The sequence below is a fragment of the Mycolicibacterium psychrotolerans genome, from assembly GCF_010729305.1.
Taxonomy (GTDB): domain Bacteria; phylum Actinomycetota; class Actinomycetes; order Mycobacteriales; family Mycobacteriaceae; genus Mycobacterium; species Mycobacterium psychrotolerans.
The window spans coordinates 1018673-1040103 of sequence record NZ_AP022574.1; the positions used below are offsets into that span (position 1 = coordinate 1018673).

22 protein-coding genes are annotated in these 21431 nt (G+C 70.5%); 7 read left to right on the forward strand and 15 right to left on the reverse strand.

Features of this window, described 5'->3' with window-relative positions:
• Positions 1 to 3 precede the first annotated feature (3 nt).
• Genes G6N45_RS05035 through G6N45_RS05075 form a run of 9 tightly spaced genes read right to left on the reverse strand, consistent with a single transcriptional unit; the run spans position 4 to position 6386 of the window.
• Positions 4 to 414 (reverse strand): hypothetical protein, encoded by a 411-nt coding sequence (locus tag G6N45_RS05035; protein ID WP_163720665.1) that lies wholly within the window; start codon positions 412 to 414, stop codon positions 4 to 6.
• Positions 415 to 417: 3 nt separating this feature from the next.
• Positions 418 to 1488 (reverse strand): aldo/keto reductase, encoded by a 1071-nt coding sequence (locus tag G6N45_RS05040; RefSeq protein ID WP_163720666.1) that lies wholly within the window; start codon positions 1486 to 1488, stop codon positions 418 to 420.
• 42 nt (positions 1489 to 1530) lie between these two features.
• A complete protein-coding gene (locus G6N45_RS05045; protein ID WP_163720667.1) occupies positions 1531 to 2226 on the reverse strand; it encodes a Rieske (2Fe-2S) protein in 696 nt (231 codons plus the stop codon).
• Entirely contained in the window at positions 2223 to 2783 is a 561-nt protein-coding gene (locus G6N45_RS05050) for an RNA polymerase sigma factor (protein WP_163720668.1), read from the reverse strand. Before G6N45_RS05050 ends, G6N45_RS05045 begins: the two co-directional genes overlap by 4 nt.
• A gap of 37 nt (positions 2784 to 2820) precedes the next feature.
• On the reverse strand, positions 2821 to 3315 hold the full coding sequence (locus tag G6N45_RS05055) for a DoxX family protein (protein WP_163720669.1): 495 nt from the start codon (positions 3313 to 3315) through the stop codon (positions 2821 to 2823).
• Positions 3316 to 3372: 57 nt separating this feature from the next.
• Positions 3373 to 4629, reverse strand: coding sequence for an oxygenase MpaB family protein (locus tag G6N45_RS05060; protein WP_163720670.1), 1257 nt, complete (start codon positions 4627 to 4629; stop codon positions 3373 to 3375).
• Between the two features lie 20 nt (positions 4630 to 4649).
• The gene (locus tag G6N45_RS05065) at positions 4650 to 4922 is read right to left on the reverse strand and encodes a hypothetical protein (RefSeq protein WP_163720671.1); all 273 of its coding nucleotides are present in this window, start codon (positions 4920 to 4922) and stop codon (positions 4650 to 4652) included.
• Positions 4923 to 4930: 8 nt separating this feature from the next.
• On the reverse strand, positions 4931 to 5656 hold the full coding sequence (locus G6N45_RS05070; protein ID WP_163720672.1) for a GAF and ANTAR domain-containing protein: 726 nt from the start codon (positions 5654 to 5656) through the stop codon (positions 4931 to 4933).
• 52 nt (positions 5657 to 5708) lie between these two features.
• Positions 5709 to 6386: a GAF and ANTAR domain-containing protein gene (locus tag G6N45_RS05075; RefSeq protein ID WP_163720673.1), complete on the reverse strand. Its 678-nt coding sequence runs from the start codon at positions 6384 to 6386 to the stop codon at positions 5709 to 5711.
• 91 nt (positions 6387 to 6477) lie between these two features.
• Between G6N45_RS05075 and G6N45_RS05080 the strand changes: the two genes are divergently transcribed.
• Entirely contained in the window at positions 6478 to 8223 is a 1746-nt protein-coding gene (locus G6N45_RS05080) for an MOSC and FAD-binding oxidoreductase domain-containing protein (RefSeq protein ID WP_163720674.1), read from the forward strand.
• A gap of 4 nt (positions 8224 to 8227) precedes the next feature.
• Here G6N45_RS05080 and G6N45_RS05085 read toward each other — a convergent pair whose 3' ends face one another.
• The gene (locus G6N45_RS05085; protein ID WP_163720675.1) at positions 8228 to 8797 is read right to left on the reverse strand and encodes a DUF2231 domain-containing protein; all 570 of its coding nucleotides are present in this window, start codon (positions 8795 to 8797) and stop codon (positions 8228 to 8230) included.
• 105 nt (positions 8798 to 8902) lie between these two features.
• On the opposite strand from G6N45_RS05085, the gene G6N45_RS05090 reads away from it, so the two are divergent.
• Positions 8903 to 9856, forward strand: coding sequence for an LLM class F420-dependent oxidoreductase (locus G6N45_RS05090; RefSeq protein WP_163720676.1), 954 nt, complete (start codon positions 8903 to 8905; stop codon positions 9854 to 9856).
• Here the strand turns inward: G6N45_RS05090 and malQ are convergent, their stop codons facing one another.
• Complete coding sequence (gene malQ, locus G6N45_RS05095) at positions 9857 to 11848, reverse strand: 4-alpha-glucanotransferase (RefSeq protein WP_246228892.1); 1992 nt, start codon at positions 11846 to 11848, stop codon at positions 9857 to 9859.
• A gap of 41 nt (positions 11849 to 11889) precedes the next feature.
• Entirely contained in the window at positions 11890 to 12603 is a 714-nt protein-coding gene (locus G6N45_RS05100) for a VIT1/CCC1 transporter family protein (protein ID WP_163720677.1), read from the reverse strand.
• A gap of 120 nt (positions 12604 to 12723) precedes the next feature.
• Between G6N45_RS05100 and G6N45_RS05105 the strand changes: the two genes are divergently transcribed.
• Complete coding sequence (locus G6N45_RS05105) at positions 12724 to 14193, forward strand: multicopper oxidase family protein (RefSeq protein ID WP_246228893.1); 1470 nt, start codon at positions 12724 to 12726, stop codon at positions 14191 to 14193.
• 27 nt (positions 14194 to 14220) lie between these two features.
• Positions 14221 to 15048 (forward strand): LLM class F420-dependent oxidoreductase, encoded by an 828-nt coding sequence (locus G6N45_RS05110; RefSeq protein ID WP_163720678.1) that lies wholly within the window; start codon positions 14221 to 14223, stop codon positions 15046 to 15048.
• A gap of 1 nt (position 15049) precedes the next feature.
• Here G6N45_RS05110 and G6N45_RS05115 read toward each other — a convergent pair whose 3' ends face one another.
• The gene (locus G6N45_RS05115; protein WP_163720679.1) at positions 15050 to 15520 is read right to left on the reverse strand and encodes a hypothetical protein; all 471 of its coding nucleotides are present in this window, start codon (positions 15518 to 15520) and stop codon (positions 15050 to 15052) included.
• Positions 15521 to 15674: 154 nt separating this feature from the next.
• On the opposite strand from G6N45_RS05115, the gene G6N45_RS05120 reads away from it, so the two are divergent.
• The gene (locus tag G6N45_RS05120; protein WP_163720680.1) at positions 15675 to 17138 is read left to right on the forward strand and encodes an amidase; all 1464 of its coding nucleotides are present in this window, start codon (positions 15675 to 15677) and stop codon (positions 17136 to 17138) included.
• On the opposite strand, the gene G6N45_RS05125 is transcribed toward G6N45_RS05120, so the two are convergent.
• Positions 17135 to 17968, reverse strand: a complete 834-nt coding sequence (locus tag G6N45_RS05125; RefSeq protein ID WP_163720681.1) for a formate/nitrite transporter family protein — start codon at positions 17966 to 17968, stop codon at positions 17135 to 17137. The two genes, G6N45_RS05120 and G6N45_RS05125, sit on opposite strands and share 4 nt — an antisense overlap.
• Positions 17969 to 18036: 68 nt before the next feature.
• Between G6N45_RS05125 and G6N45_RS05130 the strand changes: the two genes are divergently transcribed.
• Positions 18037 to 19698, forward strand: a complete 1662-nt coding sequence (locus tag G6N45_RS05130) for a SulP family inorganic anion transporter (RefSeq protein ID WP_246228894.1) — start codon at positions 18037 to 18039, stop codon at positions 19696 to 19698.
• Here G6N45_RS05130 and G6N45_RS05135 read toward each other — a convergent pair.
• Complete coding sequence (locus G6N45_RS05135; RefSeq protein WP_163720683.1) at positions 19695 to 20519, reverse strand: acyl-CoA thioesterase; 825 nt, start codon at positions 20517 to 20519, stop codon at positions 19695 to 19697. The two genes, G6N45_RS05130 and G6N45_RS05135, sit on opposite strands and share 4 nt — an antisense overlap.
• Positions 20520 to 20578: 59 nt before the next feature.
• On the opposite strand from G6N45_RS05135, the gene G6N45_RS05140 reads away from it, so the two are divergent.
• The gene (locus G6N45_RS05140) at positions 20579 to 21424 is read left to right on the forward strand and encodes a lysophospholipid acyltransferase family protein (RefSeq protein WP_163720684.1); all 846 of its coding nucleotides are present in this window, start codon (positions 20579 to 20581) and stop codon (positions 21422 to 21424) included.
• Positions 21425 to 21431: the final 7 nt, after the last annotated feature.

Consider the following 21431-nt stretch of genomic DNA (forward strand, 5'->3'; position numbering starts at 1 on the left):
ACCTCAATCCGACGGCAGCACCGCGTCGATGAGCGCCAGTTCCGACCGGCTCACCCACGACGGGTTCGCCTGCTGCGGTGCGCGGAAGACCTCCATCGACCGCAGGCCCGGCAGACGGGCCAGCTCGGCGGCCGTCACCGGTCGACGCAGCAGCGGGATGTCGACCGGCACGTGCCACCGACCGTGCTCCTCGACCGGGTCGCCGAGCAGCCGCCCGCAGCCCCAGATCCCGCGGTCGCGGTGCGTGGTCACCCACAGCAGCACCCGCTGATCGGCGTGCATCAGCCGCGACCGGTAGTTGGCGGCCACGCACCACTGCGAACGGGCGTGACCGGACTCCCGCATGGCATCGACCGGCGTCCGGCGCGGATTGCATTTGATGACCCACGCGCCCAGCGTCTCCGGGGTGACCACGGCTCAGACGTCGGAGCTCTCGCGCCACAGATCGATGCCGGAATCCACGGCGTAGCGGTCGATCTCATCGAGCTCGTCGGACGTGAAGTCCAGGTTCGTCAACGCGCCGAGGTTCTCGTCGAGCTGGGCCACGCTGGAGGCGCCGATCAGCGTGGAGGCGACCGTCGGGTCGCGCAGGACCCAGGCCAGGGCCAACTGGGCCAGAGACTGTCCGCGGCGCTCGGCGACGCCCGCGAGGCCGCGCAGACGCTCCACGACGTCGCCGGTCACCTGGTCGTCGTCGAACGTCGGCCGGGCCGTCGCGCGCTCGACGCCGCCGGCCGGCTGCTTCAGATAGCGATCGGTGAGCAGCCCCTGCGCCAGCGCGGTGAACGCGATCGCTCCCATCCCCGCGTCGGTGAGCTTTCCGGTCAACTCTTCCTCGATCCACCGGTTGAGCAACGAGTACGACGGCTGATGGATCACCAGCGGAGCGCCCAGCACCCGGGCGATCGCCGCGGCTTCGGCGGTCTTGGCTGCGGAGTAGGACGAGATCCCGACATAGCGGGCCTTACCCGTCCGCACCGCGGTGTCGAGCGCGCCGATCGTCTCCTCGAGCGGAGTGTTCGGGTCGATGCGGTGCGAGTAGAAGATGTCGACGTAGTCGAGCCCGAGCCGGTCGAGGGACTCGTCGAGGCTGGCCAGCACGTAGGCGCGACCGCCGAGTTGGCCGTACGGGCCGGGCCACATGTCCCAGCCGGCCTTGGTCGAGATGATGAGCTCGTTGCGGTACGGCTTGAAGTCGCGGCGCAGCATCCGGCCGAAGTTCTCCTCGGCCGAGCCGTACGGCGGACCGTAGTTGTTGGCGAGGTCGAAGTGGGTGATGCCACGGTCGAAGGCGTGCCGGAGCACCTCCCGCTGGGTGTCGAACGGGCGGTTGTCGCCGAAGTTGTACCAGAGGCCCAGCGAGATGGCCGGCAGCAGAAGCCCCGAGGAGCCGACTCTGCGGTACGGCATCTCCCCGTAGCGCTGCTGCGACGCGACCCAGGGGTCGTGGGTGAAAGGGACATCGGCGACTGCGAATTGCTCGGCCATCACCTCATCGTAGGCGTGCCTGGAACGGCGAGACCCCGGGCGTCATACGGGCTCGGTGGGGGCGAGAACCTCGATCACGCCGTTGTTCTCACGCACCTCGATGCGGGGCAGCGGTGGGGGAGCGACGGGCAATTGATGCGTCAGGGTCTGCCCGGTCAGCGAGAAAGACGTCGAGTGGCAGGGACAGCGAAGCCGGCCGTCCGGTGCGTCGAGCCAGAGCTTGCAACCCTGATGGGTGCACACCCCCGAGACCGCCTGCAGCCCGCCGTCGCGGCGATGCACGAATCCGGTCACCGAACCGAGGTCGAAGGCCAGCGCGCCGCCCGCGGGCAGATCGGCAGTCGAACCGACCGACCGCCAGGTGCCGCCGTTGGGTTTCAGGGTCGCCTGTGTGGCCGGCTCAGCCTGTGGCACGGGGGTTTTCGGGGCCAACAGGTTGCGGCCGACCACGATGCCGGCGACGGCCGAGGCGGCGGCGACACCGGTGCCGACGACCACCTGCCGACGGGTACCCGAAACCCGTCCGGCGGGCGGCTGTCCGTCGGCCATCTCCTCGGCCAGACGGCGATGCAGGCCGGCGACGAACTCCTCACTCGGGGCGTCGCTGCCGGTGCGGGCGGCCCGCAGTTCGATCGCGGCGGCCATCTGTGCGGCCTCGAACTCGTCGGGACGTGCCGGCCGGGTGCGCCGGCCCCGCAGCAGGTCCTCGACGAACTCCCGCACCGTCCGGTCACTCATGACACGTCCTCCGCGTCGTTCTGGGCGGCCAGGCGTAAAGCTCTGTGCTGCAACACCTTCGCGTTCGCCACGCTGATCCCCATCTGCCCCGCGGCGTCCCGGATGCTCATCGCCTGCAGGAACCGTAGCTCCAGGATGCGCCGGTAGTTGTCTGGCAGGGCGTCGAGCAGTCCGCGCACCCGACCGGGTGTGGCGGCGTCGGCCACCTCGTGTTCGGGCGCCTCGGGAACGTCGGCCACATCGTTGCTGATCGTCGTCACCTGCCGGCCCATCCGGTGCCGCCAGTACGACGCCAGCACCGTGCGAGCCGTCCGGCGCAGGTAGGTACGCACCTCGGGCACCGTGGCCGACACCCGCATCGGACGCAGCGCCGTCATGAACACCTCCGCGGTGAGGTCCTCGGCGTCGGGCCTGTTGCCCACCTTGGCGTACATCAGGCGATACACCCAGGTGACGTTGTCGCGGTACACCGCGTCCCAGTTCGGGTACGACGTTTCGGTCACCGGCCGGAGCCTCCCGCGCCAGGGTGGCGTCTGCGCGTCGCGAGACCTGGGCATCTCATTGTGGCCCGCGGTCATCGCCGCCGCCGCCGAATCATCCTGCTGAATCGCTGGGGGTGGGGCGCAGGCGCTGATCGAGGGAGGCGCCACCGGCGCCGACGACCAGCAGGAAGATGCTGCCGCACAGCATCGCGATCTCGAGACGTCCCTCGTGGAAGAAGTCCCAGAAGCCGCCTTCAGTCGGATACAGCGGCGCGCCGTGCCACAGCAGCGGCACCTTCGTGATGGTCAGGGCGCCGATCATGTCCACGATCATCGGAAGCACCGCGAGCCGGACCAGTAGGCCCGCGAGAATCATTGCTCCGCAGATTATCTCGGCGGTTCCGTCGGCATAGGCGAGCAACGTCGCCGACGGGATACCGGACTTCTCGAAGCGGCCGGGCCCCAGCGTGTCGGGACGGAGGAACTTCAACACCCCCTCACCGGCGAAGATCAGGCCGACGTACAGGCGGATCAGCACCACCGCCCCCGATGCCCGGGTGGCGGTCAACTGGTCGATCGGTAGGGCGCGGGCGGACAGGACGGACATGGGCGGGCTGCCTTTCTCGGCGAGTGGTCTCGTCAAGAAGTAGGCGGGCGGGTTACATCAGCGGCGCAGAGGCGCCGCCGCCTCGAACTCGGCCGCCTTCCCCGCCGACTGCCACCGCAGCCAGCGCTCCCAGCGTTCGAGGTTCGTCCGTTGCCAGCGCCGGTCGAGCCGCGGCGACACCCGGCGGGCGATCTCCAACCCGGCGACCACCGGAAAGCGCAACGCCAGCAACGAGATTCCTGGCAGCGCCGACGGCAACAGGTAGCGGCGGCGGTTCCATGGCAGCATGTACAGCCCGAGGTAGCCCGCCTGCACCCGATAGTGATACTCGGCCCGCAACCGGCCGAGCCCGCGGTGTGCCGGGGTTGGCGCGAAGGCGGGGACGAAGGACTCGACGAGTTCGGCTCCGTCGGACCCGCTGTCGTGGCTGCGGGCAGAGTCGGCCATCAGCAGGATGCGCCACGCGTCGGCGACCGTCTCGGGGAAGTAGCCGTCGCAGCGCACCCCGACGAGATGACCGCAGTAACGGTTGAAGTGCAGCACCGCGCGCGTCTCCGCCGGCGAGGTCAGGTGACCGAGCAGGAACAGGCCGAGGGCGGGCGCGACGCTGCCGCCGAGCAGGGTCAGCAGCATCGCCGACTGACTGATCGGCAGCCCCCAGCGCTGCGCATCCCATTCCGGGTGCAGCCTGACCCGCTCGCGGACGCTGACATGCATGATCCGCACGTGCAGGGAGATGCTGCGCCCCAGCGAGCCCGGGGTCAGGATGGCCCCGGGACGGCACACCTCGATCCACCAGCGCGACGTCTCGAGATAGCGGTGCATGGCACGCCTGCCGGCGTACCCGCCGGACAGCGACAGCGGGACCGCGAGCCAGCCCTCGGTGTAGGTGTCGGTGGTGCCGGCGTTTCCGAGTGCCCCCAGCGCGTAGGCCCAGCGCCGCCACACCGCCGCGCCCTGCTCCACCAGGTCGGGTTGCACCCAGCCGGGCAGCTGCTCGAACTCCTCGAACAGCGCCCGCATCGAGTCCGGCGCGTCGGGGACGCTGTCGATGCCCTCGCGCTGCGCCCGCTCGACGAGGTCGCGGGCCCGGCGGGCGCCCATCTCGCCGTGGTAGGTCTGCGCGACGAACCGCTCGGCCACCGGATCGCCCTCGGTCAGGCCGTCGATGAAGGCACGGGCGACGGCATCGGACGGGAACGGGTCGACCCCGGTCAGCCGCCGGATCGTCGCGCGGAGCCGGGCCCGCCGCGGGCCGACATCGGGATAGCGGAACGCGGTCGGGGCCCCGGGCGGGCGGAGGGCGTCGGGCATACCGCTGTCTTAGCGCATTCCTACGTGCCGGTCGTCTCGTCGGGCTCGGGAAAGTCGATGCTGTACGGGGCGCGTGGCGGCGCGATCTCGTCGAGTCGCTCGTTGATGGCGTGCGCCACGATGTCGTGCTGCAACGGCGGCAACGCCAGCGCGCCGTTGAGATAGGCCTCGAGTTCGAAGCGGCTCGCCACGCCGCCGAGAGCGAAGTACCGCAGCCACAAGTCCTCCACGGTCAGCGCAGCCGATTCGAACGCTTGGTGGAAACGCTGGTGAACCTCTCCAGGGGTGGCCATGGGACCGCTCACGCTTCCGTCGCCGACGCGACGATCCGGTCGGCGACGTCGGTCAGGACGCGACGACTTGTGTGGGACTCGACGACCAGACGGCGGAACGCCTCCTCAGGGCCGATGTGATTGCGCGCCATCACGATCCCGCGCGCCATCGCCAACACGTCGCGACGGCGCAAGGTTTCCTTCAGCGTGTCGCTCATCTGCCCGGCTGCCTGCATGGTCTGCACGTTGCTGACGAAGATCGCGGCCTGAATTGCGAAGCGGCGCAACAGGTCGGCGTCCCTGTCGGAGTAGGCGTCCGTTGCCGTCGAGTACACCTTGATCGCCCCGAGGGTCCGCTCGCCGGTGATGAGCGCGGCGCTGAGGAACGACCGCAGGCCCAGTGCCTGGGCGGCGCGCGTCCAGGACGGCCACCTGCGCTCGTCTTCTTCGGGATCGGACCGGACGACGGTCGACTCCTGCCATGCCGTCAGACAGGGCCCCTCGTCGTATCGGTACTGCAGATCGTCGAGCCGCTTGACCAGAGGGTCGGTGGCCCCGGAGCTGATCCGTGTGCCGGCCGGATCGAGCAGACTCACGCCGGCGCCGGTGCTGTCACCGATCGTGTCGGCCGCAAGCGACGTCACCGTACCCAGTGCCTCGGCGACGGTGTCCTCGGTCAGCAGCACGCCGGACAGGCCCGCGAAGATGCCGGCCAGTTCCTCGTCCGGCCGATACGCCGGCTCGTTTGATGACATGCGAAACGACGTACCCGCCGTTGCGAAGTCCATGCGAACAGACACCGATCGATCAGGAACCGCCGCGGGTCTCGATCACGCGCCGGGCGATGTCCACCAGCCGCGTGTTGCTCTCCTGCGACAGCCGTCGCATCATGTCGAACGCCTGCACGTCGTCGACGTCGAATCGCTCCATGATGATGCCTTTGGCCTGGCCGATCCGGTCGCGGGACAGCAGAGCCGATGTCAGCTGCCCGGCATGACGGTGCGCGCTGATCGCCGCGGCGGCGTGGGCGGCGAGCACCGTGCCGGTCAGTTGCCCGTCGTTGTCCCACACCGTCGGCGCGAACCCGAACAGGTTGAGTGCTCCCGTGGTGCGCTCGTGTGTGTAGAGGCGGAAGGACAGGCCGCTCAGCACGCCGAGCTCGACCACCTCCGCCGAGTAGGCGGGCCACCGCGATTCCACCCGGAAGTCGTCAGTCCGAACGACCGGGTCGTCCAGTGCGGCGTCCATGCACGGGCCCTCTTGCAGCGTGTGCTGCAGCTCGTCGAGTTCGTGCGGTAAGTCCGTGGTGCCGGCGTGCGACTCGAATCTGCCGCCCTTGGTGATCAGCAGGATGCCGGCAGTGTCCACGCCCGGGATCAGCTCCACCGCCGCGGACGTCACCTCGCTGAAGACCTCCTCGGCGTCACGCGGCATCGCGGCGGCGCGCGCCAACTCGGCCATCCTGGCCGCAAGATCTTCTGACATTGCGGGTGGCTGCCCGTTCCGTGCGCCGCCAAACGTCGTCGCCCTCGGTCCTTCGTCTGCGCGGCGACAGCAGCGGAGAGAGGATGGCCCGGTGGCCACCCTGGTATCCGTCAACGTCGGCATGCCCAGAGACATCGCGTGGAACGACCGCACCGTCTACACCGGGGCGTGGAAAGAGCCGGTCACCGGGCCGCGCATGGTGCGCCGCCTCAACGTCGACGGCGACGGCCAGGGAGACCTCGGCGGGCACGGCGGGGAGAACCGCGCGGTGCTGGTCTATCAGCTCGACTCCTACTGGCACTGGGCCCGCGAATTCGGCCGCGACGACCTCGAGCTGGGGTGTCTGGGCGAGAACCTCACCGTCGAGGGGCTGCCCGACGACGAGGTGTGCATCGGTGACCGCTACCGCGTGGGCGACGTGGTCCTCGAGGTGACCCAGCCGCGTGTCACGTGCTACCGCGCGGGGATGCGGATCGGGGAACCGCGGATGGCCGCCCTGCTCGTCGCGCACCGCAGACCCGGGTTCTACTGCCGTGTCATCACCGAGGGTGAGCTCGAAGCCGGCCAGGACATCGTCAAGGTCGCCGACGGCCCCGAACACATGACCGTCGCCGAGATCGATGCCCTGCTCTACCTTCCGGGTCATCCCCGCGACGCCCTCGACCGCGCGCTGCGCATCCCCGCTCTGAGCCCGGGCTGGCAGACGTCGCTGCGCGCGCTGGCCGAGGAGAACGAGACCACAGGCAACCCGGGGCTGGCCGTCACGGGTCCGCCGCCGGCGTGGGCCGGCTTCCGCGCGCTGTCGGTGCGCGAGGTGCACGACGAGAGCCGCTCGGTGCGGTCGGTGGTGCTCGGCGACCCGACCGGCGCACCGCTGCCCGATTGGATTGCCGGACAGGCGATCACGCTACGCATGCCGGCATCTAACGGGTCGGCGGGCGTGGTCCGCAGCTACTCCCTGTCCAACGCCCCCGGCGGGGGCGAATACCGCATCAGCGTCAAGCGCGAGTCCCACGGCGCGGCCAGCGGATACATTCATTCGCGGCTGCACCCGGGCGACCTTCTCGACGTCGCCGCGCCGCGGGGCACGTTCCGGCTCGTCGACGACGGGTCGCCCGTCGTCCTCGTCTCCGCCGGCGTCGGGGTGACGCCGGTTCTGTCGATGCTGCACGTGCTCGCCGCCGCGGGCTCCACCCGGCAGGTGTGGTGGCTGCACGGAGCTCGTGACGGCACGGAGCACCCGTTTGCCGCCGAAGCGCGGGAATTTTTGAAACGGTTGCCTCACAGCAGATTTCACGTCTTCTATAGCCGCCCCGCGCCAACCGATCGGTCCGGTGTGGACTACAGCGAGCGTGGCCGGATCGCGGGTTCGGCGCTGGACGCGCTCGACGTGCCGCGCGACGCCAGCGCCTACGTGTGCGGCCCGCACGCGTTCATGACCGAGATGGAGGCGGCGCTGATCGCGCACGGTCTGAACGCCGCCCGGGTGTACACCGAGATCTTCGGCGCCGGGCCGGCACTCACGCCCGGCATCGCCGCCCACGCGGTCGCCCCGCACCAGCCCGCCGGAGAACCGGGACCCGGACCGGACGTGCAGTTCTCTCGTAGCGGCCTCTCGGCGTCGTGGGGGCCGGCGCACATGAGCCTGCTCGAGTTCGCCGAGGCCTGCGACGTCCCCGTCCGCTGGTCGTGCCGCACCGGGGTGTGCCACAACTGTGAGACCGCGTTGCTGGCCGGGTCGGTCCGCTACGCGCCCGAGCCGCTGGAACCGCCCGCCGAGGGCAACGTGCTGATCTGCTGCGCGCAGCCCACCGAGGCCGTCGTGCTCGACCTGTGAATCCCTAAGCGGCGTGCAGGTATTCGCGCGGGCTGCGGTCGGTGAGCGCCCGCACCGGCTGCCATCGGAACATGCCCGCGCCCTGCGCATAGGACAGGTGCCCGCCCAGCGCACCGCCCACTCCCATCGCGGCCAGCCCGAGCAGGCAGTACCGGCGCGCGGCCGTCGAGCGCTCACGGCGGTAGGCGCGGTAGGACAGCGCGAACAGCAGCAGCGCCGTGCCGTTCGAGGCGGCGTGCACCAGGCCCACCCGCTGCTGCGGCCGGTTCAGGAGGGCATAGTCGGCCCAGCCGGCCAGCACCGTCGGCGGGGTCGCCGCCAGCCCGATGCCCACCAGTCGGCGCGCGGTGGCCGGATCCTTGAACACCACGTCGAACACCGCCGACGAGGTCCACGCCCCGATCGGCACCGTCACCAGCAGCGGGTGCACAGGGTGACCCAGCCACGAGCCGCGCAGAAGCCGACCGAGCCGGGCGCGGTCGACCACCGTGTCGGCGACGCCCGCCGCGGTCGCCGCGGCACCGTCGAGGAAGCGGAAGCGCTCGACAGCCGCGAGCGCGCGATGCAGGTTCATGCCAGGGGCTCTACCCGCTTCCGCCGTCGTCAATCCCCATGTCCAACGCCGCCCCGATCAGCGCGGTGATGTATAGAGGCACCGGCGCTGGGTAACCGCGCCGGCATGGCGAAGATCGGATACTTCCTGTCGTGCGAGCAGTGGACCCCACAAAGCCTGGTCGACCAGGCCAAACGCGCGGAGGACGCTGGCTTCGAGGCCCTGTGGATCTCCGATCACTTCCACCCGTGGAACGACGCGCAGGGCCAGAGCCCGTTCGTGTGGGGCGTGATCGGTGCGCTCTCCCAAGTGACGTCGCTCCCGGTGAGTACGGCCGTGACGTGTCCGACGATGCGGATCCACCCGGCGATCATCGCGCAGGCCGCGGCCACGGCCGCCGTCCAACTCGACGGCCGGTTCGTGCTCGGGGTCGGCAGCGGCGAACTGCTCAACGAGCACATCCTGGGCGATCAGTGGCCGTCGGTCGGCGTGCGGCTGGAGATGCTCGAGGAGGCGATCGACGTGATCCGACTGCTGCACAAAGGCGAGGAGATCAGCCACCACGGCGAGCACTACGAGGTGCAGGAGGCACGGATCTACACCTGCCCGCAGGAGCCCGTTCCGATCTACGTGTCCGGATTCGGCACGCAGGCAGCCGAATTGGCCGGCCGGATCGGCGACGGGTTCTGCACCACGATGCCCGACGCGGACCTGGTGAAGGCCTTCCGCGAGGGCGGGGGCGGCGACAAGCCGGTGCAGGCGGGCACGAAGGTGAGTTGGGACCGCGACGCCGCCGCCGGACTGGACGCCGCACACCGGCTGTGGGCCAACGAGTCCCTGCCCGGCCAACTCGCGCAGACGCTACCGCGGCCGCGCGACTTCGAGGCGGCCGCGACCCTGGTGACCCGGGACATGGTGGCGGAGTCGGTCACCTGTGGGCCTGATGTGGACGCCCATGTCGCCCAGATCCGGGAGTTCGTCGACGCCGATGTCGACGAGATCTACGTGCAGCAGATCGGCCCGGATCTGGACGGCTTCTTCGCCACCTTCGGCCGCGACGTGTTGCCGCAGCTGCGCTGACTAATCGGTGGTGCGGAACGCCGCGGTGATCGCCGCGACGCGTGGATCGGCACGCAGCTGCTCGAGCGTCTCGGGGAGCGGGAGCCGCCAGTTCGGATACTCGTCAACGGTGCCGGGCAGATTGGGCTGGCGCGTCTCGCCGATGACGTCGTAAGGCGAGATGAGCTTGAGCCGGGTCGGCGTCGCGGCCAGCATGCGGTGCATCGCGAGGATGACCGCCGACTCGTCGGACTGCTCGTCCGCGGCCAGTAGACCCTCGGAGGTCAACAGCGCCGACCATTCCGCGCGTTCCTTGTCGGCGTTGGCCTGTTCGGCCGGAACATCGTCGAGCAGGCCGAGGTCGGCCCGCGCCCGTACATGCTCACCGCCGAGGAAGCCGGCCGCGGTGGGCAGATCGTGGGTGGAGATACTCGCGGCGGCCCGTTCCGGCCACCGGGCCGGCGGCAACAACGGCTCGGCCGGGTCGTCCAGGTCGCGGGTGAACCACGACACCGCGCATCCCAGCATCCCGTTGTCCGCCAACGCCTGCGTGACCTCCGGCTCGACGGTGCCCAGATCCTCTCCGACCACCGTGGCGTGCGCCCGATGCGCCTCGAGGGCCAGCACCGCCAGCATCGCCTCCGCGTCGTAGTGCACGTAGGTGCCGCGATCCGGACCGTCGCCGGGCGGAATCCACCACAGCCGCCACAGCCCCGCGACATGGTCGATGCGCAGGCCGTCGGCATGCGACAGCACCGCGCGCAGCATGTCCCGCAGGGGACCGTAGCCGTTGGCGGCCAACCGGTCCGGGCGCCACGGCGGAAGCCCCCAGTCCTGCCCGCGCGGAGTGAAGTTGTCCGGCGGTGCACCGATGCTGACACCGGTGGCCAGCACATCGGCCAGCGCCCACGCGTCGGCACCGTCGGCGTCCACGCCGACCGCCAGGTCGTGCAGCACCCCCAGCGCCATCCCGGACCTGTTGCCGGCATCCCGCACCGCTGCCAACTGCTCGGCACACCGTTGCTGCACCCACGCGTGAAACGCCAACCGAGGAGCCAATTCCCGGCGGGCCGACGCCACGGCAGCCCCGGACACGTCACGCAGCGGCTCGGGCCAGCGGCTCCACCGGCCGCCGTGCCGTTCGGCGAGCGCGCAGTAGGTGGCCCAGTCGCGCAGACCGTCCGAGGCCGTGGCGTCACCCAGCGGATCCGGCCGGCCCGCCGAACGCCAGAGCAGTTCCAGCGCCGACCGTTTCGCCGCCCACACCAGGTCGTGGTCGATGCGCGGGGTGCTCGCCGACACCCGCAGGGCATCGATCTCCGCGCGGGTCGCGGGCTCGGCCTGCCGGTAGGCTTCGAGGTCCTCGATGCGCAGCGCGAGCGGATTGGCGAACCGCCGACTCGAGGGAGTGTAGGGCGACGGCTGCACCGGATGCGTGGGCCCCGGAGCATGCAGTGGATTGAGAAGCACTGCGCCGCAACCATGTTCGGTGACCGTCCAGTCCATGAACTCGCGCAGGTCGCCCAGGTCGCCGATGCCCCAGGACCGCGCGGAGCGCAGCGCGTAGAGCTGCAGCATCCAGCCCCAGGTGTCGGGCGCGGTGGGCACCTGAGGGGGCGCGGCCACCACGGTGACCTCCTGCCCGTCGCGGGTGTGCAGTCGGTACCAGCCGGGTGCCAGGTCGGCGGGGATCTCGTCGCGCACCTCGATCCGGGAGCCGTCCTCGGCGACCAGCATCGCCGCCTGCGGCACCGGCCGGGGTTGCCCGGTCAACCGGACCGCCAGCGTGGGCGGCAGCACCCCGGCGCGGCTGCGCTCCTCGAGCCGGATCAGCTCGGCGCGACGCTGCTCTTCGGTGCGGGCCTCGACCTCCAGCAGTCCGAGCACCCGGATGACGACGTCGGCGTCGACGTTCACCGGCTCCCGGCGCTCGTTGCGGTAAGACGTCGCGACCCCGTGGGCCGCCGCCAGCCGCCGGAGATCCTCGGGTACGGGCGTAGGGGAGTCGGTCACCGCGCTGCTATACCCCGGACGGGATTCCTTACACCGGGGGCCTAGGCGATGGCAGCGCCGACCAGGTAACCGATGCCGTAGGTGATCGCCAAGGCGAGACCGCCGCCGATCACGTTGCGCATCACCGCGCGTTGCTTGGGCGCCCCTCCGAGCCCGGCGGAGACCGCGCCGGTGAGGACCAGCGCGGCCAGTACGGCGACGACAGTGACCGGGATGCGCCATGCGGTGGGCGGCAGGATGATCGCGATGATCGGCAACAGGGCGCCGATGGTGAACGCCAGCGCCGAGGACAGCGCCGCGTGCCACGGGTTGGTCAGTTCGCCTGGCGTGATGCCCAATTCGATCTCGGCGTGCGCGGCGAACGCGTCGTGGTCGGTGAGCTCCTCGGCGACCGTGCGCGCGGTGGCCGTCGTCAGGCCTTTCTCCTCGTAGAGCGCGGCGAGTTCGTCGAGCTCGGCGGCCGGGTCGTCGCGCAGCTCTCGGCGTTCCTTGCTGAGCAGCGCCTTCTCGGTGTCGCGCTGCGTGCTGACCGACACATACTCGCCCAGGGCCATCGACACCGCGCCGGCGGCCAGGCCGGCGATACCGGCGGTGAGGATCGGGCCGCGCTCGGCCGCGGCCGCGGCGACACCGACGACGATGCCGGCGGTGGACACGATGCCGTCGTTCGCCCCCAGGACCCCGGCGCGTAACCAATTCAGCTTGGCGGCAACGGAACCGACATGGGGCTCGGCAGGATGGGAAGGAATGGCCACCGCGTCACCGTAACCACGTTCGCAGCACTCTGCCAGCAAACCAAGGCTTGCCATAGCGGCTCCGGCAACGGGGGTCTTAGGGCCCTGTCCGCCGTGGCCACCCGGTCCCACACTGAGGTGGTGGCACTGAGCCGGCGGCGCTTCCTGTCCGCCGCGTTGGCAGGAGCGGCGCTGACCGCGTGTGCGCGGCACGACGCTGCGCCCGCTGCCGTGCGTCCCGAAGCGGGCCTGGCCGAGGCGATCGCCCGGACCGAGGCGGCCCGCCCCCACACCGGCAGGACCGTCACCGCACACCTGCGTGCCGGGTCGAGCGACCTGGACCTGGGCGGCCCGGTGGTCCGCAGCCTCGCCTACGACGGCCGGGTGGCGGGCCCGCTGGTGCGGGCGAACGTCGGGGACGAGCTGGCGATCGGCGTCACCAACGGACTCGACCACCCGACGTCGGTCCACTGGCACGGCATCGCGCTGCGCAACGACATGGACGGTGCCGCCCCGGCCACCCCCGAGATCGCCCCCGGCGAGGAGTTCACCTACCGGTTCACCTCACCGGTACCCGGTAGCTACTGGGCGCACCCCCACGCCGGGCTGGACACCGACTACGGGCTGTATCTGCCGGTCATCATCGACGACCCGGCCGACCCCGGCGACTACGACGCGGAGTGGATCGTGGTGCTCGACGACTGGACCGCGGGCGTGGGCCCCGACCCGCACGACATTCTCGACGGACTGCGCTCCCGGCGGATGTCGATGCACGGCATGCCGGGCATGGGTGGCGCGGGGAACTCGCTGCTCGGCGGTGACGGCGGCGACGTGAGCTACCCCTACTACCTCGTCAATGGCCGGATACCTTCGGCGCCAACTGCTTTCACCACACAGCCCGGGCAGCGGGTGCGCATCCGGATCATCAACGCCGCCGCCGACACCGCGTTCCGGGTAGCGCTGGCGGGACACCGGATGACGGTCACGCACACCGACGGCTATCCGGTCGATCCCGTCGACGTGGATGCGGTGCTGCTGGGCATGGGGGAACGCTACGACGTGCTCGTCACCGCGGCCGACGGCGTCTTCCCGCTGCTGGCGTTTGCGGAAGGCAAGAACGGTGCGGCGCGCGCGCTGTTGCGTACCGGGGCCGGCAGCGATCCGGGCCCGGACTTCCGGCCCGCCGAGCTGGCGGGCCAGGTTGCCACGGCGGCCGCTCTGAGTGCCGCGTCGCCCGTCCGGCTCGCACCCAGGGCGCCCGACGCCGAACTGCAGGCCGTGCTCTCCGGCGGCATGATGGGCTACGACTGGCGGATCAACGGCCGGCCCTTCACCGACGCCGTCCCGCTGACCGTCGGTGAGAACCAGCGCGCCGTGCTGCGGTTCGTCAACCGGTCGATGATGTGGCATCCGATGCACCTGCACGGGCACACGTTCGAGGTGCTGCGATCCGACGGCGCCCCCGGGCCGCGTAAGGACACCGTGATCGTCGCGCCGATGCAGGCGGTTGCCGTCGCGTTCGACGCCGACAACCCAGGGGTGTGGATGCTGCACTGCCACAACGGCTATCACATGGACGCCGGAATGATGACCACCCTGGAGTACGTCTGAGGTCTGGGCAGGCATAGCCTCGTACAGATGAAGTTCGGCATCTCCACCTTCGTCAACGACGACACCATCGACACCGTGTCCCTGGCACGGGCGATCGAGGAGCGCGGCTTCACGTCCCTGGCCGTCGCCGAGCACACCCACATCCCGGCCAGCCGGCAGTCGCCCTATCCGCTCGGCGGTGATCTGCCGTCCATCTACTACCGCACGCTGGACCCGTTCGTCACGCTGGCGGCGGCGGCCGCGGTCACCTCGAAGATCGAATTGATCACCGGCATCGCGCTTCTGATCCAGCGCGACCCGATCATCACGGCCAAGGAGGCCGCCAGCATCGACCTGATCTCCGGCGGGCGGTTCGTCCTCGGTGTCGGCGCGGGCTGGAACATCGAGGAACTGCGCGACCACGGCACCGATCCGAAGACGCGCGGCGCGCTGCTCGACGAACGGATCGAGGCCATCAAGGCGCTGTGGACCACCGAACCCGCCGAGTACCACGGACGCTTCGTCGATTTCGACGCGTCCTACTGCCGGCCCAAGCCGGTGCGCACACCGCACCCGCCGGTGTTCATCGGCGGTGATTCCGACGCCACGGTCAAACGGGTGATCCGGCACAAGGCCGGCTGGATCTCCAATCCGCTGCCGGTCGAGCGGCTGCGCCTGCGGATCGACCAGATCACCGAGGGCGCCGGGCACGACGTCCCGCTGACGATGTTTGCCGCGCCGAACGACCCGCAGTACTGGAGTGCCGCAGCCGAACTGGGCTTCGGGGAACTGGGCCTGCTGCTGCCGACCAAACCGCTCGACAAGTCACTGCGCATCCTCGATCAGCTCGCGGAGGGAGTCGCGCAGTTCCGCTGAGCTAACGGGTCGCGGCGGCGCGAATGCGCGCGGCGACCGGCACGGGAACCGGCGCGGGCACCTGCGCGGTGCGCCGCGCGCGCTGCCCATCCCGGGTGATCCGCCGGGTCAGGATCCGCTCGTCGCGGGCACTCACGGACCGGTGGCGGGCCGCCAGGAGGTCGAGCTGCTGCCAGCTCAAGCCGTCGAGGTCACCGTCGGCGTCGTGGGTGGCGACGACCACCGCTCCGCGCAGCAGCGGGACCGTCTTCGCGGTGAAGTTCGTTGTGGCAAGCAGTAATTCGGTGGCGCGGCGGTTGACGCGGCGCTGACAGCCCGGCGTGGAGGAGCTGAACCAGAAGTCGAACTGCCGGTCGGCACTGCTCAGCGATTGCAGTCCGCGGTCGTGGATGAGTCGGTCGACGTCGGCCTTGGTGTAGGCGCGTGTCTCATAGACGGCGCCCTGGGCGCTGAAGTACAGGATGGTGTTCATGATGATGATCCATTCGTCACTTTCTTCGGGTGGGTGGCGCGTCGGATCGCGTCGTCCGCGTCGTTACTGGAGTTACCCATGTGACAAATGAGACAAACCTTGATAACGAATCGAAACCCTTCCTTGCCGAGCGGGGGCAACATACGGTCAGGCCATGGACTTCGAGGACTACCGGACCTATGACGCCACCGGCCTGGCCGAGCTGGTGGCCACCGACAAGGTGTCGGCGACCGAGTTGCTGACACTGGCCCGGGACCGCGCCGCGGCGGTGAACCCGCGGATCAACGCCATCGTGCGCGACATCCCGGCACCCGAGCCGGGCGACGGCCCCTTCGCTGGCGTGCCGTTCCTGATCAAGGACCTCGGCCAGGATTACGCCGGGACGCCCACCGGAGCCGGTTCGCGTGCGCTGGCGTCGCGGCCGGCCCCCGAGCACTCCACCGTCGTGCAGCGCTGGCTCGACGCAGGCCTGGTGATCTTCGGCAAGACCAACACCCCCGAGTTCGGCGCCAAGGGGGTCACCGAACCGGCGGCCCACGGGCCGGCCCGCAACCCGTGGAACCTCGCCCACAGCCCGGGCGGCTCGTCGGGCGGAGCGGCCGCCGCGGTCGCCGCGGGCATCGTGCCGTGCGCGGGAGCGAGCGACGGCGGAGGGTCGATCCGCATCCCTGCGGCGTGCTGCGGGCTCGTCGGTCTCAAACCCGGCCGCGGACTGGTGCCGTCGGGGCCGCGCGCAGCGGAGCCGATGCACGGCGCCGCCGTGCAGGGCGTCGTCTCACGCACCGTGCGCGACACCGCGGCCATGCTCGACGTGCTGCGCGGAGGCGAGCCCGGCGGACCGTACGTGCCCGGCATACCCGACGCGTCGTTCGCATCCTGCCTGGACACCGAACCTGGCCCGCTGCGCATCGGGGTGCGGGTGCCGTCGGCGATCACTCCTCACCCCCATCCGGAGGCCTACGCCGCGGTCGAGAACACCGTGCGGATCCTGACCGACCTCGGGCACCACGTCGACGAACTCCCGCAGGCCCCGTTCGACGATGCCGCACTGGCCCGGGACTTCCTGCTGACCTGGTTCGTCTCCATCGCCTTCGAAGTCGGGGAAGCCAAGAGACTGACCGGGGCGGGCGACGCCTCCTTCGAACGGGACACGCTGATCATGGCCGCGCTGGGCCGCGCGACCAGCGGTGTCGATTACGTCGACGCCGTGGCGCGCCGCCACGAACACACCCGCCGGCTCACCACGTTCTTCGAGTCCCACGACCTGCTGCTCACCCCGACACTGGCGACCCCGCCGCCCAGGATCGGGGCGTTCGACCTGCCCGCCGCCCTGGCCCGATCGGCCGACGTCCTGCTCAAGACCCGGACCGCAGGCATGCTGCGGTACACGAAGATCGTCGACGACATGGTCGACGACAACCTCGGCTGGGTGCCCTACACCCAGTTGGCGAATCTCACCGGGCGGCCGGCGATCTCGCTGCCGCTGCACTGGACCGCCGACGGGCTGCCGCTCGGGGTCCAGTTCGTCGCGCCGCTGGCCGGGGAGTCGCGACTGATCCAGCTGGCCGCGCAGCTGGAACGGGCGGTGCCCTGGTTCGACCGGGTGGCGGCGATCTAGCGGGGACGCCCCGTCGGTGAATCGGCTTCGCGCCGTTCCTGTTTGAGCCTGTCCTTGCTGCGGATCAGGCGCAGCAGCGTGACCAGGGCCAGACCGCCGACGATGTTGCACACCACCGTGTAGCCGAACCAGGAGAGCCAGTCGAGGTAACCGAACGAGGTGTTCCCGGCGATCAGTGCGCCGAAGATCAGCAGCGAGTCCAGGATCGAGTGGAACATCTGCAGACCGGCCAGCAGGAACGCCCCGGCGACGGCCGCCGCGATCTTCGCCGGCATCGAATCGGTGCCGTGCTGCATGCGCGTCATGAGCGTGATCGCCATCCCGCCCAGCAGCGCGAGCGTGATCGACTCGGCGTTCAGCGGCGCGTCGACGTAGTGCTGCGCGGACTCGACGGTCTGGCCGTGCAGCTTCGGAAACGCCGTCATCACCAGCCACATGATCAGCCAGCCGCCGACGAGGTTGGCCGCCAGCGTGCCGCTCCACAGCTTCACCAGCTGCGCCACGCTGGCGCGCTTGGCGGCCACCGTGGTGACGGGCACCAGGAATCCCTCGGTGAACAACTCGCTGCGGCCCAGCAGCAGCGCCAGGAAGCCGATCGAGAAGGCCAACCCCGCCAGGAGCGGGTTATCGGTCGCCACCAGCACCGACAGGTAGGCCAGGACCCCCATCGCCACCTCGGTGCCGCCGAAGAACCCGGTCACCAGCACCTCACGCCAGCTGCGGTGCAGCCGCTGCGTGCCCTCGTCGACCATGCGGTTGAAGGCCTGCTCGAGGGCATCCTCGATCGGGCTGTCGGAATCGCCGAGGTCACGCTGGTCTGTAGTGCTCATCGCGCGGGGGTACCCGTTCGGCGCGGTCTTGCGCACGGCCCGGCTGTGACCGTGCTTCCATGTCACGGATGACGATCGCCCAGTTCCGCGACTACCAGCGGTCCTGGCTACGCGGCGACGTCCTGGCCGGTCTCACGGTCGCGGCCTACCTCATCCCGCAGGTGATGGCGTACGCCACGGTGGCCGGACTCCCGCCGGTGGCCGGGCTGTGGGCAGCGCTGGTGCCGATGGCCGTGTACGCGGTGCTGGGCTCGTCGCGGCAACTCTCGGTCGGCCCCGAGTCCACCACCGCGCTGATCACCGGCACGGCGCTGGCACCGCTGGCCCACGGCGACCCGGTGCGCTATGCCGCGCTGGCGGCCGTGCTCGCGATACTCGTCGGCGCGGTGTGCCTGCTGGCCAGCCTCGTCCGGCTGGGCTTCCTCGCCGAGTTGCTCAGCCAGCCCGTGCTGGTCGGCTACCTGACCGGCGTCGCGATGCTGATGATCGCGGGCCAGCTCGGCAAGCTGACCGGCACCACGGTCGACGGTCAGGAGTTCACCGCCCAGGTGCGGTCGTTCCTGTCGGGCCTGGACGGTGCGCACTGGCCGACCGTGGTGCTGTCACTGTCGGCGCTGGCGCTGCTGCTGGTGCTGTGGTGGCTGATCCCGCGCTGGCCAGGACCGCTGATCACCATCGCGGTCACGACGCTGGTGGTCGCGGTGTTCGCCCTGGAAGGCGACGGCATCCGGCTGGTCGGGCCGATCCCCAGCGGCCTGCCACCGCTGGGCTTTCCCGGGGTCGGCCTCGCGGACGTCGCCGGGCTGGTGATTCCCGCCGTCGGCATCGCCCTGGTCGCGTTCTCCGACAACGTGCTCACCGCGCGGTCGTTCTCGTCGCGCCGGTCGGAGCGCATCGACGCCAACGCCGAACTGCGCGCGCTGGGGGCCTGCAACGTCGGCGCCGGGCTCACGCACGGCTTCCCGGTCAGCTCGAGCGCGAGCCGGACCGCGCTTGGCGAATCGGTGGGCAGCCGCACCCAGGCGTACTCGCTGGTGGCGCTCGCCGTCGTGCTCCTGGTGATGGTGGCCGGGCGGGGACTGCTCGCCCTGTTCCCGACCGCAGTGCTTGGCGCGCTGGTGGTCTACGCCGCCATCCGACTGGTCGACGTCGCACAGTTCCGGAGACTGCGGCGGTTCCGGCTCAGCGAGTGGTTGCTCGCGGTGGTGACGACGGTGGCGGTGCTGGGGCTCGGTGCGCTGTACGGCGTCCTGGCCGCGATCGCCGTGTCGGTCCTCGAGCTGCTGCGCCGCGTCGCCCGGCCCCACGACGCGATCCTGGGATTCGTGCCGGGGCTTGCCGGGATGCACGACATCGACGACTATCCGACGGCGAGCCCCCTGGCCGGGCTGCTGGTCTACCGCTACGACGCGCCGCTGTTCTTCGCCAACGCCGAGAACTTCCGGCAGCGCGCCCTGGCCGCGGTCGAGAACAGCGCCGATCCGGTGCGGTGGTTCCTGCTCAACGCGGAGGCCAACGTCGAGGTCGACCTGACGGCCCTCGACGCGCTGAGTCAGTTACGCACCGAATTGCAAAGTCAGGGAATCGAATTCGCGATGGCACGGGTCAAGCGGGAGCTCCACGACGATCTGGTGGCCGCCGGGCTGATCGACGCGATCGGCGAGGACAGGATCTTCCCGACGCTGCCCACCGCGGTCGACGCGTTCCGCCGCGCGCACCCGACCGGCTAGCCGCGCGGTGGCGGGAAGTACATCTCCTGGCGCACCGTGCACACCAGCCGCCCGTCGCGGTTGAACATCGTCCCGCTCGCCAGTGCCAGCGTGTCGGTGCTGCTCGGGGAGGACTGGTCGTAGAGGAGCCAGTCCGACAGATCCGCCGGTCCGTGGAACCACACCGAGTGGTCCCGCTGTGCCGACGCGCCGACCTTCCCGCGCGCCGCGTACGCCGGTTCGGTCAGCGTCACCGCCGACAGATAGGCGACCAGCGCCGCCGTCAACGTCGCGTCGCAGCGCACCGGCCCGTCCGGCCGCCACCAGATCCGCGACCGCGCCGGCGGCGACCGGTCGGCGTCGACGATGCGCCGTTCGAACCACCGCAGACTCGACCACTGCCCCGGCGTCACGTCGTCGGATTCGGCGAAGTGCGGCGCGACGACGGGCAGCGCCTCCGGTTGCGGCACCTCCGGAGCCGGCGGCTGGTACCCGCCGGCGGCGGAGCCCGCGGTCAGCGTGAACGACGACATCGCCTCGAGCAGGATCTGCTCGTCCTGGCGCGCGGTCACGCGGCGAACCGAGAAGGTGCGGCCCTCCTGCAGATCCACGACGTCGAACCGCACCGGACGGCGGGCATCGCCCGGCCGCAGGAAGTAGGTGTGCACGCTGTGCGGCGCGCGCCCCGGCGCAGTCAGACCCGCCGCCAGCAGCGCCTGCGCCGAGATGTGCCCGCCGAGGATGTGATGAGCCGGCGCAGGCAGCTGCTCGCCGAGGAAGGCACGCGCGTCGACACGGGTCAGGGCCATCGAGGCGAGCACGTCGCCGAGCGAGGAGGGCACGCCACGAGATTGTGCCGCAGCCGGGTTTGCTCTGATCGCCGGTGGTCAATATCACCTCAATGCCGGGTTTCAGCGACGTACTCGAATGGGTCAAGCACGAACTGTCGGCCCGGGTGCCCAAGGCCGATCTCGACCAGCGCGACGCCGACTACATCCGGGAGCAACTGCCAGGCCTGTGGTTGCTGGCATCGCTGTACTTCCGCGCGGACGTCCGCGGGCTCGACCGGATTCCGAAGGACGGGCCGGTGCTGCTGGTCGGCAACCACAGCGGCGGAAACCTGCCGCCCGACACCTTCGTGTTCACGTTGGCGTTCTGCTCGTATTTCGGCGTGGAGCGGCCGTTCTACCAGCTGGCGCACAACCTGGTGGTGTCCATGCCGGGCCTCGGCTCACTGCGCAAGTTCGGCACCGTCGCGGCCAACCACGACAACGCGGCGCTGGCCCTGAAATCCGGTGCGGCGCTGCTGGTCTACCCCGGCGGCGACTACGAGGTGTTCCGGCCGTCCTGGAAGCGCCACGACGTCGACTTCGGTGGACGGAAGGGCTACGTGACACTGGCCCGCGAGGCGGGAGTGCCGATCGTTCCCGTCGCCAGTGTCGGCGGGCAGGAGGCCGCGCTGTTCCTGGACCGCGGGCAGTGGCTGGCCCGGCTGCTGGCCGTGGACAAGATCGCCCGGCTCAAGAGCGTCCCGATCCTGCTCGCACCGCCGTGGGGACTGGCGATCAGCGACATGGTTCCCAGGTTGCCCCTGCCCACGAAGATCGTCATCGAGGTGCAGGACCCGATCGACGCCGAGGACATCGCCGCAGGCGACGACGACGTCATCAACGACAAGGTGCTGGCCAGCCTGCAGGGCGCGGTCGACCGGCTCGGCGCCGAGCGCCGTTTCCCGGTGCTCGGTTAGGAGAGAC